Origin of the sequence: Streptomyces sp. NPDC007907 (assembly GCF_042959365.1) — a bacterium.
GTDB lineage: Bacteria > Actinomycetota > Actinomycetes > Streptomycetales > Streptomycetaceae > Streptomyces > Streptomyces indiaensis.
The window spans coordinates 418,197-432,064 of sequence record NZ_JBIBKR010000004.1 but is presented as its reverse complement, the minus strand read 5'-3'; the positions used below and the strand labels follow the sequence as shown (position 1 = coordinate 432,064).

12 protein-coding genes are annotated in these 13,868 nt (G+C 72.3%); 8 read left to right on the top strand and 4 right to left on the bottom strand.

All coding sequences use genetic code 11. The features are described 5' to 3' along the window. Window positions 1–368: 368 nt before the first annotated feature. The 7 genes from ACFZDI_RS18290 to ACFZDI_RS18260 all read left to right on the top strand — a co-directional run bounded on the left by ACFZDI_RS18290 (window position 369) and on the right by ACFZDI_RS18260 (window position 8,200). Window positions 369–1,568 carry an ROK family protein gene (locus ACFZDI_RS18290; protein ID WP_391251674.1) on the top strand — a complete coding sequence of 400 codons (1,200 nt, stop codon included), beginning with the start codon at window positions 369–371 and terminating at the stop codon, window positions 1,566–1,568. A 230-nt stretch (window positions 1,569–1,798) separates the two neighbouring features. Continuing rightward, window positions 1,799–2,854 carry an ABC transporter substrate-binding protein gene (locus tag ACFZDI_RS18285; RefSeq protein ID WP_391251672.1) on the top strand — a complete coding sequence of 352 codons (1,056 nt, stop codon included), beginning with the start codon at window positions 1,799–1,801 and terminating at the stop codon, window positions 2,852–2,854. Continuing rightward, the gene (locus ACFZDI_RS18280) at window positions 2,851–3,714 is read left to right on the top strand and encodes an ABC transporter permease (protein ID WP_234847949.1); all 864 of its coding nucleotides are present in this window, start codon (window positions 2,851–2,853) and stop codon (window positions 3,712–3,714) included. Before ACFZDI_RS18285 ends, ACFZDI_RS18280 begins: the two co-directional genes overlap by 4 nt. Next, on the top strand, window positions 3,690–4,424 hold the full coding sequence (locus tag ACFZDI_RS18275) for an ABC transporter ATP-binding protein (protein WP_234847950.1): 735 nt from the start codon (window positions 3,690–3,692) through the stop codon (window positions 4,422–4,424). Before ACFZDI_RS18280 ends, ACFZDI_RS18275 begins: the two co-directional genes overlap by 25 nt. Beyond that, window positions 4,421–5,764 carry an NtaA/DmoA family FMN-dependent monooxygenase gene (locus tag ACFZDI_RS18270; RefSeq protein ID WP_391251669.1) on the top strand — a complete coding sequence of 448 codons (1,344 nt, stop codon included), beginning with the start codon at window positions 4,421–4,423 and terminating at the stop codon, window positions 5,762–5,764. Before ACFZDI_RS18275 ends, ACFZDI_RS18270 begins: the two co-directional genes overlap by 4 nt. Before the next feature lie 32 nt (window positions 5,765–5,796). Further along, window positions 5,797–6,693: a TauD/TfdA family dioxygenase gene (locus ACFZDI_RS18265; protein ID WP_361122422.1), complete on the top strand. Its 897-nt coding sequence runs from the start codon at window positions 5,797–5,799 to the stop codon at window positions 6,691–6,693. A 121-nt stretch (window positions 6,694–6,814) separates the two neighbouring features. Next, a complete protein-coding gene (locus ACFZDI_RS18260; protein WP_391251667.1) occupies window positions 6,815–8,200 on the top strand; it encodes an amino acid permease in 1,386 nt (461 codons plus the stop codon). Here ACFZDI_RS18260 and ACFZDI_RS18255 read toward each other — a convergent pair whose 3' ends face one another. Beyond that, entirely contained in the window at window positions 8,201–10,393 is a 2,193-nt protein-coding gene (locus ACFZDI_RS18255) for a tetratricopeptide repeat protein (RefSeq protein ID WP_391251666.1), read from the bottom strand. It abuts the gene before it with no gap. Continuing rightward, window positions 10,390–10,809 (bottom strand): hypothetical protein, encoded by a 420-nt coding sequence (locus ACFZDI_RS18250; RefSeq protein WP_391251663.1) that lies wholly within the window; start codon window positions 10,807–10,809, stop codon window positions 10,390–10,392. Before ACFZDI_RS18250 ends, ACFZDI_RS18255 begins: the two co-directional genes overlap by 4 nt. A gap of 149 nt (window positions 10,810–10,958) precedes the next feature. On the opposite strand from ACFZDI_RS18250, the gene ACFZDI_RS18245 reads away from it, so the two are divergent. Further along, window positions 10,959–11,606 carry a superoxide dismutase gene (locus tag ACFZDI_RS18245; RefSeq protein ID WP_234847954.1) on the top strand — a complete coding sequence of 216 codons (648 nt, stop codon included), beginning with the start codon at window positions 10,959–10,961 and terminating at the stop codon, window positions 11,604–11,606. A 150-nt stretch (window positions 11,607–11,756) separates the two neighbouring features. Here ACFZDI_RS18245 and ACFZDI_RS18240 read toward each other — a convergent pair whose 3' ends face one another. Continuing rightward, window positions 11,757–12,380 (bottom strand): histidine phosphatase family protein, encoded by a 624-nt coding sequence (locus tag ACFZDI_RS18240; RefSeq protein ID WP_391251661.1) that lies wholly within the window; start codon window positions 12,378–12,380, stop codon window positions 11,757–11,759. Next, window positions 12,377–13,867 carry an FGGY-family carbohydrate kinase gene (locus ACFZDI_RS18235; protein ID WP_391251659.1) on the bottom strand — a complete coding sequence of 497 codons (1,491 nt, stop codon included), beginning with the start codon at window positions 13,865–13,867 and terminating at the stop codon, window positions 12,377–12,379. The genes ACFZDI_RS18240 and ACFZDI_RS18235 overlap by 4 nt, the downstream gene beginning before the upstream one ends. Window position 13,868 lies beyond the last annotated feature (1 nt).

Here is a 13,868-nt window from a genome sequence, read left to right as displayed (position 1 = left end):
AAAGGCGTGGACCGGCGGTTGGTCGCTTCCGAACAAAGGATGCCGGTTACACCGAGGACGGGGTGATGCCGGTCACGGTGGTGAGATGGCACGTGCCACGGGAGCCCGGCCGAAGGGTGTCTGTAGGTTTCCCCCAAAGGCACCGCGTACGCCGTCTCGCCCGTCGGTCGCCGTCTGGGCAGCCCGGGGCCGTTTTGCTAGCGTCGCTGACATGGTTGCCCAGGCCCGGTACTTCTCGTCGCGTCGCTACGTCGACCTGCGACGCCAGGGCACGGCCACCTGTCGCCGGCCTCTGTGAGGCGGGGCGGAGGGATCCGGTCCGCCGATCGAGACGACACCGTGTCGGACCGGCCTCCAGGAAGACTCCCATGCCCCGTACCGCGGCTCCCCTTCTGACGTCCCCCATTTCCCGTGTCGCCGACAGTGACCGGCGCCGCACCAGCGCGAGCGTCGTCCTGCGGTCCGTGCTGGAGCACGGGCCGGTCGCGCGCAGCACCATCGCCCGGCTGACGGGCCTGTCGCCGGCGTCGGTGACCGACTACTGCTCGCGGTTCGCCGAGTTGGGACTCATCCGCGAGTCGGCCGTGCTGCGGCGCTCCAGGGGGGTGGGCCGGCCGCATCTGCCGGTCGATCTGGACGACTCCCGGTTCGTGGTGGGCGGTGTGCACGTGGCGGTGCCGTACACCACGGTCGCGCTGCTGGATCTGCGCGGCCGTGTGGTGGCCCTGCGCGAGGTGAAGCACTCGGGCACCGAGCCGGGGCGGGTGCTGGGCCGGGCGGCGGACGCCCTGGCGGCGCTGCTCGCCGGTCTTCCGGGCGGCACGGCGCTCGGGGTCGGGTTCGCCGCGGGCGGCTGGGTGGACCGGGACTCGGGCACCGTCGTGGAGCATCCGCTGCTGGGCTGGCGCGAGGTGCCGGTGCGGGAGGTGCTCGGGGCGCGCACCGGGCTGCCGGTCCATGTGGACGGGCACGCGCGGGCGTTGGTGAACGCGGAGCGGCTCTTCGGGCAGGCGCGGGGCAGCCGCAGTGTGCTGCACCTGTTCGCGGGCAACGTGGTCGACGCGGCGTTCGCCACCCATGACGAGGTGCACCACGGGCCGCGCTCCCAGGCCGGGTCCATCGCCCACCTGCCGGTGCCGGACGGCACGGAGCCGTGCGGCTGCGGCCGGACGGGGTGCCTGCAGGCCGAGTTGAGCGAGCGCACCCTGTGCGTGCGGGCTCGTGAGGCGGGGGTCTGCGACGCGGCGAACCCGATGCATGTGGTCGCCGCGGCCGCGGCCGGTGACCCGGTGGCCGCCGAGCTGCTGCGGGAGCGGTCGCGGCGGACGGGGCGTGCCGTGGGCCTGCTGCTCGACGTGCTCAACCCCGAGCAGGTGGTGGTGACGGAGATCGGGGCCATGCACCGCGAGGACTGTCTGGCCGCGCTGCGGGAAGCGGTCGGGGCGGAGCGCGCCGCGACCGTCTCGCCGATCGCTTTCCCGGATTCCGTGCTGGCCGTGGCCGGTGGTGCGGTGGCGCTCGACGTTCTCTACCGGGATCCGCTGGCAGCGTCACCTGAGGCTATTTAATTCAGAAACTCGGAATGTTGACAGGTAGGGCCGATGGCCAGGAACATCCTGTTCATGACCCCGCTCACGAGCTGTCGCACTCTCTGTTGCTGACCCGTTGACGCGCCCTGGCGCCCGTTCGCGGAGCGCCTTCTCCTTCCTTTGTGACATTCGCGTGAATTCCTTGTCCGGCTTCTTTCCGCCGTGAATTCCGCGTGCTGTGCCGCCTTCCATACCCAGGGAGTACTCCCATGCCCTCGCCCTCCGTTGCCGGTGTCGACCGGCGCCTGTTCCTGACCTCGATGCTCGGTGTGACGGCCGCGGCAGCCGGCCTGAGCGGCTGCGCGGACAACAGCGCCGCGGCCGAGACGGCGTCCGACGCCCCTCTGGCCTCCAAGGTTCCCGCGGGGACGAGCCTGAAGATCGCGTCGTTCCAGGGCGCGCAGCAGCTGCAGTTCAAGCTGGCCGGGTTCCGTGATCTGCCGTTCAAGGTGTCCAACTGGCTGAACATCGGCGCCGGACCCGATGTCATCAACGCCTTCCGCGCGAAGTCCCTGGACGTCGCGAACAACGCGGGGATCCCGCCGATCCAGGCGCACTATCAGGGCTTCGACGCGAAGATCGTGGCGATCAACATCACCCGCAAGCCCAACTACGTCTTCGCCACCAAGCCCGGCAGCGACATCCGCAGGGTCTCGGAGTTCCGGGGCAAGCGGCTGGCCTTCTCCCAGGGGCAGGCGCAGGGTGTCGTCCTGCTGCGGGCGCTGAAGAAGGCCGGGCTGAAGTACGACGACGTGGAGCTGGTGCCGCTGACCAGCAACCAGTTCCTCACCGCCCTGCAGTCCGGGCAGGTGGACATCGCGCCGCTCGCCAACAGCCAGGCGCCCGCCTATCTGGCGCAGTACAAGTCCGCGCGCACGATCACCACGGACGTGGTGGACCTGCTGAACCTGCTGTGGGCTCCGGTCTCGGTGCTGAACGACCGGGCGAAGGCCGCCGCGATCGCCGCGTACGTGCCGTACTGGGCGAAGGGCCAGGTGTGGACGTACGAGCACCCCGACGAGTGGAACGAGCAGTTCTACGTCGGGACGCAGAACCTGACGCTCCCCCAGGCGAAGGCCATCACCGCGCTGGCCAACAAGCCGCTGTTCCCGCCCAGCTGGGACGAGGCCATCCGGTGGGAGCAGGAGACGGCCGATCTGCTCGCGGAGGGCGGCTTCGTGAAGAAGTTCGACGTCTCCGAGCTCTTCGACCACCGCTTCGAGTCCCTCGCGGCCAAGGCCGTGCCCGCGGCGTACCGGAGGTGACCGCCGTGACCACGACGACCCACCAGACCACGAAGGCGCCCGCACCGCTCGCCCCGGTGGAGGGGACGCACCAGGTGCGCAGGCGCCGGCGGCTGGCCCCGGGCAGGCGGCTGCCCGCCGCCCGGCTCGTCGGGCCCGTCGCCGTCCTCGCGCTGTGGAGCGTCGCCTCCGCCGCCGGGCTGCTCGACCCGGGCGCGATTCCCGCTCCCTGGACGGTGCTGGAGACCGGCAGCCGCCTGTGGGGCGCGGGCACGCTGCCGGACGACATCCTGACCTCGCTGCAGCGCGCGGCCACCGGCTTCTCGATCGGTCTGGCCGTGGGCATCCTGCTCGCGCTGGCGTCCGGGCTGACCAGGACCGGGGAGGCGCTGATCGACGGGACGGTCAACCTGAACCGGGCCATCCCCACCCTGGGTCTGATCCCGCTGTTCATCCTCTGGCTGGGCATCGGCGAGACCTTCAAGATCGCCATCATCGCGATCGTCGTCTACATCCCGATCTACCTGAACACGCACGCCGCGCTGTCCGGCATCGACAGCCGCTTCGTCGAACTCGCCGAGGTGCAGGGCCTGTCGAAGCTCCAGTTCATCCGGCAGGTCGTGATCCCCGGCGCCCTGCCCGGCTTCTTCGTCGGGCTGCGGCTCGGGGTCACCGGCTCCTGGCTGGGCCTGGTGGTGCTGGAGCAGATCAACGCCACCAGCGGCCTCGGTTACATGATGTTCCAGGCGCAGAACTACGGCCAGACGGACGTCATCCTCGTCGGCCTGGTCGTCTACGGCGTCTTCGGCCTCATCTCCGACAGCGCGGTCCGTCTCATCGAACGGAGGGTGCTGTCATGGCGCCGCACACTGAGCAGCTGACCCGGCCCGCCGTCCAACTGAGGGGCCTGACCCGGTCCTTCGAAGGGCGGACGGTCCTCGACGGCATCGACCTCGATCTGCCCGCCGGGCAGCTGACGGCCCTGCTCGGGCACAGCGGCTCCGGCAAGAGCACGCTGCTGCGGGCCATCGCCGGACTCGACCACGGCGTCACCGGCAGCGGGCAGCTCACGGCGCCCGAACGGGTGTCGGTGGTCTTCCAGGACTCCCGGCTGCTGCCCTGGCGGCGGGTCCTCGACAACGTGCTGCTCGGCGCGGAGGGCAAGGACGCCGGCCGCAAGGGCCGGGAAGCCCTGGAGGAGGTGGGTCTGAAGGGCCGCGAGCGGGCCTGGCCCGGCCAGCTGTCCGGCGGCGAGGCCCAGCGCGCCGCCCTGGCCCGGTCCCTGGTGCGCGAACCGGAACTGCTGCTGGCCGACGAGCCGTTCGGGGCGCTGGACGCGCTCACCCGGATCCGGATGCACGGGCTGCTCAGGGAGCTGTGGGAGCGCCACCGGCCGTCGGTGCTGCTGGTCACCCATGACGTGGACGAGGCGATCGTGCTCGCCGACCGGGTGCTCGTCCTGGAGAAGGGCCGGATCGGCCTCGACCTCACCATCGACCGTGCGCACCCGCGGTCGTACCGCGACCCCCTGCTCGGCGAGTACCGGGAGCGGCTGCTGGCCGCGCTCGGTGTCACGGAGGACCACCGATGACCCGCAGACAACTGCACCTCAACGCGTTCCTGATGAACACCGGTCACCACGAGGCGTCGTGGCGGCTGCCGGAGAGCGACCCGCACGCGCACGTGGACCTGGCCCACTATGTGCGGCTCGCCCGGATCGCCGAACGCGGCACCTTCGACTCGCTGTTCCTCGCCGACGGCCCGCAGCTGTGGAACAACCTCGCACAGCGGCCCGCCGGGGCGCTGGAGCCGATCACACTGCTGACCGCGCTGGCGACGGCGACCGAGCACATCGGCCTGATCGCCACGGCGTCCACGTCGTACAACTCGCCGTACAACCTGGCCCGCAAGTTCGCCACGCTGGACCACATCAGCGGTGGCCGGGCGGGCTGGAACATCGTCACGACCGCCGGTGCCGAGGCCGCCCGGAACTTCGGTCTGGACGCCGAACCGGCGCACGCGGAACGGTACGCGCGGGCCGCGGAGTTCCTCGATGTGGCGCTGAAGCTGTGGGACAGCTGGGAGGACGACGCGATCGTCGCCGACAAGGCGGCGGGCGTGTGGGGCGACGACGCGAAGATCCACCCGCCCCGGCACCAGGGCCGGTTCTTCAGCGTCGAGGGCGCGCTCAACGTGCCCCGCTCGCCCCAGGGTTACCCGCTGCTCGTGCAGGCCGGCTCCTCCGAGGACGGCAAGCGGTTCGCGGCCCGCTACGCGGAGGCGGTGTTCACCGCGCAGCAGACCATCGAGGACGCGCGGGCCTTCTACGCCGACCTCAAGGCCCGGACGGTCGCGGCCGGCCGGGACGCCGACCACATCAAGGTGCTGCCGGGCATCGTCCCGGTGATCGGCTCCACGGAGGCCGAGGCCCGGGCGAACGAGCGGCTCCTGGAGGACCACATCGTGCACGCGCACGGCGTGGACCGTCTGGAGCGGCTGCTGCACCTCGACCCGGGCACCCTGGAGCTGGACGGCCCGCTGCCCTCCGACCTGCCGCCGGAGAGCGCCATCGAGGGCGCCAAGAGCCGCTACACGCTCGTCGTCGAGCTGGCCCGGCGCGACCGGCTCACCGTGCGGCAGCTGATCGGGCGGCTGGGCGGCGGGCGCGGGCACCTCACCTTCGCCGGGACGCCCGAGCAGGTCGCCGACACCATCGGGCTGTGGTTCGCCTCGGGCGCCGCGGACGGCTTCAACATCATGCCCGCGGTGCTGCCGTCCGGCCTGGAGGCCTTCGTGGACCACGTCGTCCCGATCCTACGCGCCCGTGGGCTGCTGCGCACCGAGTACGGCACCGCCCGCCGCACCCTGCGCGAGCGCTACGGCCTCCCGCGTCCCGCCAACCAGCACGTCGTCGCCCCCGCCCTCGTCTGACCCTCTTCAGGTTCTTCCGAAAGGAACCCGTCATGGCCATCGAGATCCACAAGGTCACCGCGCACATCGGCGCCCGCGTCGAGGGCGTCGACATCACCCGGCCGCTCGATCAGGAGACCTCCACCGCCCTGAGGGAGGCGCTCAACGCCCACAAGGCCCTCGTCTTCGACGCGCGGGGGCTCGACGACGCCGGCCAGCAGGCCTTCGTCCGCCACTTCGGCGACATCACCACCGCCCACCCGACGGTGTCGGCGGTGGACGGCGCCCCGAACGTGCTGCCCGTCGACAGTGAGGGCGGCGGCCGGGCCGCCAACCACTGGCACACCGACGTCACGTTCGTCCTCAACCCGCCGCAGGCCACCAGCCTGCGCAGCATCACCGTCCCGCCCTACGGCGGCGAGACGCTGATCGCCAGCTCGGCCGCCGCCTACCGCAACCTGCCGGAGTCGCTGCGCAGCCTCGCCGACAGCCTGTGGGCCGAGCACACCAACGACTACGACTACGCCGTCCCGGAGGAGGAGGTCGACGAGGAGCAGTCCGCCCGGCGCGCCCAGTTCACGTCGATCAAGTACCGCACGGTCCACCCGGTGGTCCGGGTCCACCCGCTGACCGGTGAGCGCGGGCTGTTCATCGGCGGGTTCGCCCAGCGGATCGTGGGCCTGTCCCCCGGCGAGTCCCGCAAGATCCTCGATCTGCTCCAGGCGTACGTCACCCGGCCGGAGAACGTCCTGCGTCACCGGTGGTCGCCGGACCAGCTCGTCCTGTTCGACAACCGCATCACCCAGCACTACGCCGTCGACAACTACGACGGCCGGCCGCGGCGCCTGCACCGGGTGACCGTCGCCGGGGACGTCCCCGTGGGCATCGAGGGCAAGGAGAGCTACTCCATCGAGGGCGACGCCTCGCACTACACACCGGTCGCCGCCTGAGCACGCAGAGCGATGTGACCGTCCACATGCTGGGATGCCTCTCCGCTCCGGCGGGGAGGCATCCGAGACTGGCGGCGTTTTTGCCCTCGTACGCCCCTCACGCCTAGGACGAGCCGCGCCCATGCCCAGCACCACCACGGGGACGCCGCCCAGCGCGGACGACGTCTCCCTCTCCCACGGCCTGAAGCAGCGCCACCTGTCGATGATCGCCCTCGGCGGGGTGATCGGGGCCGGTCTGTTCGTCGGTTCCGGCGCCGGTATCGCCGCGGCCGGTCCGTCGATCGTGGTCGCCTACGCCCTCTCCGGCGCCCTCGTCATGCTGGTGATGAGGATGCTCGGCGAGATGTCGGCCGCGTATCCGTCGTCGGGGTCCTTCTCGGCGCACGCCGAGCGGGCGATCGGCCCCTGGGCGGGCTTCACGGCCGGCTGGTCCTTCTGGGTGCTGCTCTGCACGGCCGTCGGCCTGGAGGGCATCGGCGCCGCGAAGATCGTCAGCGGCTGGCTGCCCGGCACCCCGGAGTGGGCGTGGGTGGCGCTGTTCATGGTCGTCTTCTGCGGCACGAACCTGGCCGCCGTGAAGAACTTCGGCGAGTTCGAGTTCTGGTTCGCGGCGCTGAAGGTCGGCGCGATCACCCTGTTCCTGGTGCTCGGCGTCCTGGCGATCGCCGGCGTCCTGCCCGGCACGGACTCGCCGGGCGCGAGCCACCTCACCGACTTCCTGCCGAACGGCGGTGAGGGCCTGGTCATCGGCCTGCTCGCCTCCGTCTTCGCCTACGGCGGCCTGGAGACGGTCACCATCGCCGCCGCCGAGTCGGAGAACCCCGTCCAGGGCGTCGCGAGCGCGGTCCGCACGGCGATGTGGCGCATCGCGCTGTTCTACATCGGCTCGATGGCCGTCATCGTCACGCTGGTCCCCTGGGACTCCCAGGCGGTCGTCGAGAAGGGCCCGTACGTCGCCGCCCTCGACGAGCTCGGCATCCCGGGCGCCGGGCAGCTGATGAACGTGGTCGTCCTGGTGGCGCTGCTGTCCGCCATGAACGCCAACATCTACGGCGCCTCCCGCATCGCCTACTCGCTGGTGGAGCGCGGGCAGGGCCCGAAGGGGCTCGGCCGGGTCTCGGGCGGGGTGCCGCGGACCGCCGTGCTGGCGTCCTCCGTCTTCGGGTTCCTGTGCGTGCTGCTGAGCTACTGGCGACCCGACGACGTCTTCGCCTGGCTGCTGAACATGATCGGCGCGGTGATCCTGGTCGTCTGGATCTTCATCGCCGTCTCGCAGCTGCGCCTGCGCCGCCGCCTGGAGCGCGAGGCACCCGAGAAGCTGGCCGTGCGCATGTGGGCGTTCCCCTGGCTGACCTGGGTCGCCCTGGCCGGCATGGCCGCGGTCTTCGTCCTGATGGCCCGGGAGCCGGACACACGGGTGCAGCTGTACTCGACGGGCGGGATGATCCTGGCCCTGGCGGCGGTCGGGTACGCGTGGCAGAAGGCCCGCGCCCGGACCGAGGACTGATCAGCCCCGGGCCTCGGCCTGCCAGGTGGCGACCCAGGCCCGGTCGGCCGCGGCGAACGGGTGCTCGTGGCCGAGCACCCGCGCCCGGCGTTCGGACAGCTCCTTCATCATCCGGACGGCGTCGTCGATCCTGCCCAGACCGTGGGTGATCCGTGCGGTGAGGGATGTGGCCGACAGAGTGAGGGGATGGTCCGGGCCCTGGAGCCGGTTCCGGTCCGCCAGCACCTGGCGGGCCATGGGTTCGGCCTCCTCATGGCGGCCGAACTCGAACAGGCCACCGGCGTAGTCGTGCCGGGCCAGCACCGTCGTGGGATGGTCCGGCCCCAGGGCCCGCTCGCAGGCCTCGACCAGCGCGAGGCCCTCCGCCGCGAACTCCCGTTCCTTGCCGAGCTGGGGCAGGATCTCGATCAGCCCGCACCAGATGAACAAGGCCTCCGCGCTGTCCTCCCCCAGCGTCCGTCGGTAGCCGTCCAGCGCCCGCCTGCCCCAGCTTTCGGCCTCCTCGTCCCGGTCGAGCAGATCGAGCGCCTGGGAGAGCGCGGCACAGCTGTGGAGCGTGTCCACGTCCTCGGCGCCCAGCAGAGTCTCCCGGCGTTCCAGCACCCCGCGATGCAGCGCCTCGGCCTCGGCGAACCGACCCATCCGGAACAGTGCCGTGCCCTGAAGGTGCTGGGCGTTCAGAACCAGCCTGTGCTCAGTGCCGAGGACGCCCCGCACGGCTTCGACGACCGTGGGCGCGAGCGCCAGTGCCGCCGCGTAGTCCCCCGAGTCGTAGACCTGCCGCAGGACCCGCACCCCGAGGGTCGCGGTCCGTTCGTCCGCGGCCACCGCGAGCAGTCTCGTCGCGTGCGGGGCCAGCAGCGCGAGCCGGCTGCGACTCTCAGGAGAGTCGGCACCCTCCTCGGGCAGGGCGGCCTCCAGGAGGGAAGCCGCCGCTTCCGCGACGGCCGCCCGCCGTTCGTCCGGCACTCCCGCGGCGACGCTGTCGAGCAGCACGCCGTGGGCCTGTACGCAGCGCGCCCCGTCCACGTTGACCAGTTCGGTCAGCGAATGGTCGATCAGCCCTTTCAGTGCTGGTTCCAACTGCTCTGCTCCGAGAGAGGGTTCCAGTGCGTCGAGGGTGACCTCTCCACGGGCGACCGGCAGCAGCACGCTCAGCGGCACGGGGTCCGCCGCCAGGAACGACAGCAGCCGCAGGAGCGTCGTCGCCTCGGGAAGCCCCTGTCCGGCCAGCGCGTCCAGCGACAGCTGCCAGGTGCGGCCTACCAGTTGGCGGGACTGGCTGCCGCCCCGCCCGGCCGCGCCCCTGTCGACCATCACCGTCGACTCCTCGCCGAGCTTGCGGTCGTACTCGTCCATGGACCACGACTCCAGAAGTTGGTGGGCAAGGTGGGACCCGGCGAGTGTGAGCGCGAGGGGCAGGCGGCCCAGGCGCTCGGCGACCTTCCGTGCCGACTCCACGTCGCCCGCGTCCGGCGCCAGGTCGCACAGGACCTGGGCCGCCTCTTCCAACGGCAGGAGGCCCAGGGCATGCCGGTGCACGCCCGGCCCCCGCCACAGCGGCGACGTGGCGTGGCGGGTCGTGACCAATACGGTGCCGCGACCGCTGGGCCGGAGCCACGCACCGCTCTCCAGGACCGTCGGATCGTCGGCGTTGTCCAGGACGAGAAGCCAGGGGTCGGCGGAGTGGTCGAGGTAGTGCCAGACGAGGTCGGCGGCAGCGCGCCGGCCCGCCGCAGCGGCTGCGAGCTCACCGGCCTCCGCACCACGGTCGCCGGCCACCGCCAGCATCCCGGCGCGCAGCGACATCAGCTCGGAGGCGTTGACCCAGAAGCCGACGCGGCCGTGAACGCGCACCGCCTCGTTGAAGAGCCAGTACGCCAGCGCGGTCTTGCCGCAGCCACCCATGCCGTACACGACGTGGATGTCACCGCCGGCTCCGGCGACCGCCGCGCCGAGCTTCTCGCGGAGTTCTTCCCGGTTGCGCAGGATGCCTGGCGCCCGGCCGACCAGCGGCATCCGCACCGAGTCCGGGGCGGCCTGCCCTGCCCCCGCCGAGGGCACGGCCCCCCGCCCGAAGAGCGGTCCGCCGGCGCCGGCGCCGTAATGATGATGATGTTCCTCGATGTACTGATCACCGGACGTCTGGAAGATCCGCCCCTGCCCCGAGGCCCTGGCGCCGAGTTCGCTCATCGTTCGGTGATGTGCTGGTCGCGGCCGGCCTGGTAGACCCGGCCGCTGCCGGAGGCCTCGGCGCGCAGCCGGACCTCCACCGTCGTGTGTGCCGGGGGGAGCTCGGGGTTCACCTCGGCCAGGATCCGCCGGAGTTCGTCGGCCACCTCGGGCCGGGCCACCAGGAGGCGGCGCAGCCTCGCCTGCCATTCGGCGGTGAGCTCGGCCTCCGTGTCGGTGTCTCCCGACTCGCGGGCGAGCAGCAGGTCCTCGCGAGTGGCCTCGAGTTCACCGCCCACGGTGTCGGCCCGGTCCGGCTGAAAGCGCCGCCAGAGGGTGAGAACTCCCTGGCGGGTGGACTCCCAGGCCTGGGTGGCCATCAGCGTCACCATCGTCGTTCCCGCGGTTCTGGCGAGTTCGGCGATCTCGGGCCCCATGGCCGCCCCCCTTTCCTACGGGGACCGATAGTAGGTCGCGCTTCTCCCTCACGCACCGCCGTTCCGCGCGTCCACCCCGCCCCCACCATTCTTGCTGTTAGCGTGTACCTGCAAGCTAGTTGCAATAAGGTCCGGAGGGGATCCCGCCCATGTCCGTCTACACGTTGCCTGAACTGCCCTACGACTACTCCGCGCTCGCCCCCGTGATCAGCCCCGAGATCATCGAGCTGCATCACGACAAGCACCACGCCGCCTATGTGAAGGGCGCCAACGACACGCTGGAGCAGCTGGCCGAGGCGCGGGACAAGGAGGCGTGGGGGGCGATCAACGGGCTGGAGAAGAACCTGGCCTTCCACCTGTCCGGGCACATCCTGCACAGCGTCTACTGGCAGAACATGACCGGCCCGAAGGACGGTGGCGGGGAGCCGCTCGCGCAGGACGGGGTGGGTGAGCTCGCGGACGCGATCACCGAGTCCTTCGGGTCCTTCGCGCGGTTCAAGGCGCAGTTGTCCAAGGCGTCGGCCACCACACAGGGTTCGGGCTGGGGCGTGCTCGCCCACGAGCCGCTGAGCGGGCGGCTGATCGTGGAGCAGGTCTACGACCACCAGGGCAACGTCGGACAGGGCGCCACCCCGCTCCTCGTCTTCGACGCCTGGGAGCACGCCTTCTACCTGCAGTACCGCAATCAGAAGGTCGACTTCATCGAGGCGATGTGGCAGGTCGTCAACTGGCAGGACGTGGCCCGGCGTCACCAGGCCGCCACGTCCCGCGCGGACGTGCTGCTGCCGGCCCCCTGAGGCCGTGAAGCGTCCTGCCTCGTGATCGTCTTCTCACCCTTCACGGCGGCAGGCGGAAAGAAGGAGGCCCCCGCGAGGACGTGACTCGCGGGGGTCTTCCCGTGTGCGGGGCTCCGGGCGGCCCAGGCCGCCGCGTTGGGCCCCATCGTGCTACGGCACATCGCTCTCGCACGGCACATTGAGTGAGAGGAGTGCGGCGGAACCGTCGGGGTTCATGCGCAGTTCACTGATCGCCGCGTTGCGCAGCCGCGGGAGCACTCTGCGGTACTCGCGCACCGGGATCGACAACAGGGTGCACAGCACCAGCCGCAGCAGGGTGTTGTGGGCGACGACCAGGACGCGTCCGCCGGGGTGGGCGGCGGCGATGTCCCGCAGGGCGCGCACGCCCCGGGCCGCCGCGGCCCTCGGGTCCTCGGCGCCGGGGAAGGAGTGCTCCACCGGGTCGGCCCGGTAGGCCGCGGCCCACTCGGGGTCCTCGGCCTCGAACTCGGCGAGGGTCCGGCCCTCCAGCACACCGAAGTCGCATTCGCGCAGGTGGGGTTCGCTCTGCGGGGTGAGACCGAGGGCGCGGCAGGCGGGCTCGGCGGTGGCGACGGCCCGGGACAGCGGGGACGTCCAGATCGCGTCGACGGGGTGGGCGGCCGCCCACCGGCCGAGGGCGTCGGCCTGGGCGCGGCCGGTGTCGGTGAGGCCGATGTCGCTGATGCCGGCGTAGCGGTTCTCGGCGTGCCAGACGGTCTGCCCGTGGCGGACCAGCAGGAGGGTCGTACTCATGAGGCGGAAGTATCCCGGTTCAGCCGGCTGTGCGCGTGCGCGGCGACCGGGCCGGGCAGCCAGCCGCGGTCCTGCAGGGCGTCCACCAGACGCGCGTACGGCTCGGCGAAGACCGCCGTGCGCCCGGGGCGGGGGTCGACGACGGTGCGGACGCGGACCATGCGCGCGGTGACGTCCGCGAGCGCGCCGGCGCCCCGCACCCCGTACGCGGCCAGCGCCGCCATGCCGAGGGCCGGTTCGGTCTGCTCGGGGACGCGGGCCGGGCGGCCCAGGATGTCGGCACGCAGCTGGTTCCAGTAGGGGCTGCGGGCGCCGCCGCCGGTGAAGGTGAGCGGGCCGTCCAGGGGTGCGCCGAGGTGGTGCAGGTAGTCCAGGCACAGGCGTTCGGCGAAGCCGACGCCCTGGAGCAGCGCGGCCCACAGGTCGGCGTCGCCGGTGGGGTCGCCCAGAACGAGCGGGACCGCCTCCGGCGCCCGGAACGGGAACCGCTCCCCCGGTGAGACGAGGGGGTAGGCGATCGCGCGCGACGGCTCGAACGCCCCGGCCCGCGCGTCCATGGCGGCCGGGTCGGCCTCCGGGAAGTGCGCGGCGAGCGCCCCCGCCCCGACGCTCGACGCCCCGCCGGGCAGCCAGGTGCCGTCCGGTGCGCGGTGGTTGTAGACCACGCCGGTGGGGTCGCGGACGGGGTCGCGGGCGGCGCCCTTCAGCACGAGGGTGGTGCCGAGCACGGAGTTCCAGGCGCCGGGCCGCAGCGCACCGGAGGCGATCTGCGCCGCGCAGCCGTCGGTCATCCCGGCGAGCACCGGCGTGCCGGCGGGGATGCCGGTGGCGTCGGCGGCGGTCGGGACGACCTCGCCTAGACGGGTCCCCGGGCGGACGACACCGGGGAACAGGCCGTCGGGCACGCCCAGTTCGGCCAGGGCGGCGGCCGGCCAGCAGTCGCCCTCGACGTCGTAGCCCGTCTTCAGGGCGTGGCTGGAGTCGGCCGGGGGCGGCTCGCCGGTGAGGCGGGAGACGATCAGGTCGGGCTGGTGCGTCAGGCGCAGCGAGCTGCCGCCGTACTCGCCGAGCAGCCACAGTGCCTTCGGCAGCGCCCAGGTGTCCTGGACCGCGAGCCCCGCATGGCGGGCCCGTGCGGCCTCGGTCTTCGCCCGCGCGTCGTCGTACATCAGCGCGGGGCTCACGGGCCGGCCGGACCCGTCGGTCAGCAGGACCGTGCCGGAGGTGCCGCACACCGCGAGTCCGCCGACCGGCAGGCCCGGGGGCGCCGAGCCGAGGGCGGCCCTCGACGCCTCGCACAGCGCCGCCCACCACCGCAGCGGGTCCTGCTCGTGCCGCGCTCCGTTCCGCCGCCCGGTCAGCGGGGCCGTGCCGCGGCCGAGGACGGTTCCGTCGGCGGTGACCAGCAGCACGCGGACGCTCTGCGTGCCCAGGTCGACGCCCAGCCAGCCCGCACCCTCGCCTTCGCCCGCACCGTCGCCCACCATC

Coding starts and splice junctions, on each gene's coding strand:
- ACFZDI_RS18290 (WP_391251674.1), top strand. CDS start 369: ATGCCCCGTACCGCGGCTCCCCTTCTGACGTCCCCCATTTCCCGTGTC.
- ACFZDI_RS18285 (WP_391251672.1), top strand. CDS start 1,799: ATGCCCTCGCCCTCCGTTGCCGGTGTCGACCGGCGCCTGTTCCTGACC.
- ACFZDI_RS18275 (WP_234847950.1), top strand. CDS start 3,690: ATGGCGCCGCACACTGAGCAGCTGACCCGGCCCGCCGTCCAACTGAGG.
- ACFZDI_RS18270 (WP_391251669.1), top strand. CDS start 4,421: ATGACCCGCAGACAACTGCACCTCAACGCGTTCCTGATGAACACCGGT.
- ACFZDI_RS18265 (WP_361122422.1), top strand. CDS start 5,797: ATGGCCATCGAGATCCACAAGGTCACCGCGCACATCGGCGCCCGCGTC.
- ACFZDI_RS18260 (WP_391251667.1), top strand. CDS start 6,815: ATGCCCAGCACCACCACGGGGACGCCGCCCAGCGCGGACGACGTCTCC.
- ACFZDI_RS18255 (WP_391251666.1), bottom strand. CDS start 10,393: ATGAGCGAACTCGGCGCCAGGGCCTCGGGGCAGGGGCGGATCTTCCAG.
- ACFZDI_RS18250 (WP_391251663.1), bottom strand. CDS start 10,809: ATGGGGCCCGAGATCGCCGAACTCGCCAGAACCGCGGGAACGACGATG.
- ACFZDI_RS18245 (WP_234847954.1), top strand. CDS start 10,959: ATGTCCGTCTACACGTTGCCTGAACTGCCCTACGACTACTCCGCGCTC.
- ACFZDI_RS18240 (WP_391251661.1), bottom strand. CDS start 12,380: ATGAGTACGACCCTCCTGCTGGTCCGCCACGGGCAGACCGTCTGGCAC.
- ACFZDI_RS18235 (WP_391251659.1), bottom strand. CDS start 13,867: ATGGTGGGCGACGGTGCGGGCGAAGGCGAGGGTGCGGGCTGGCTGGGC.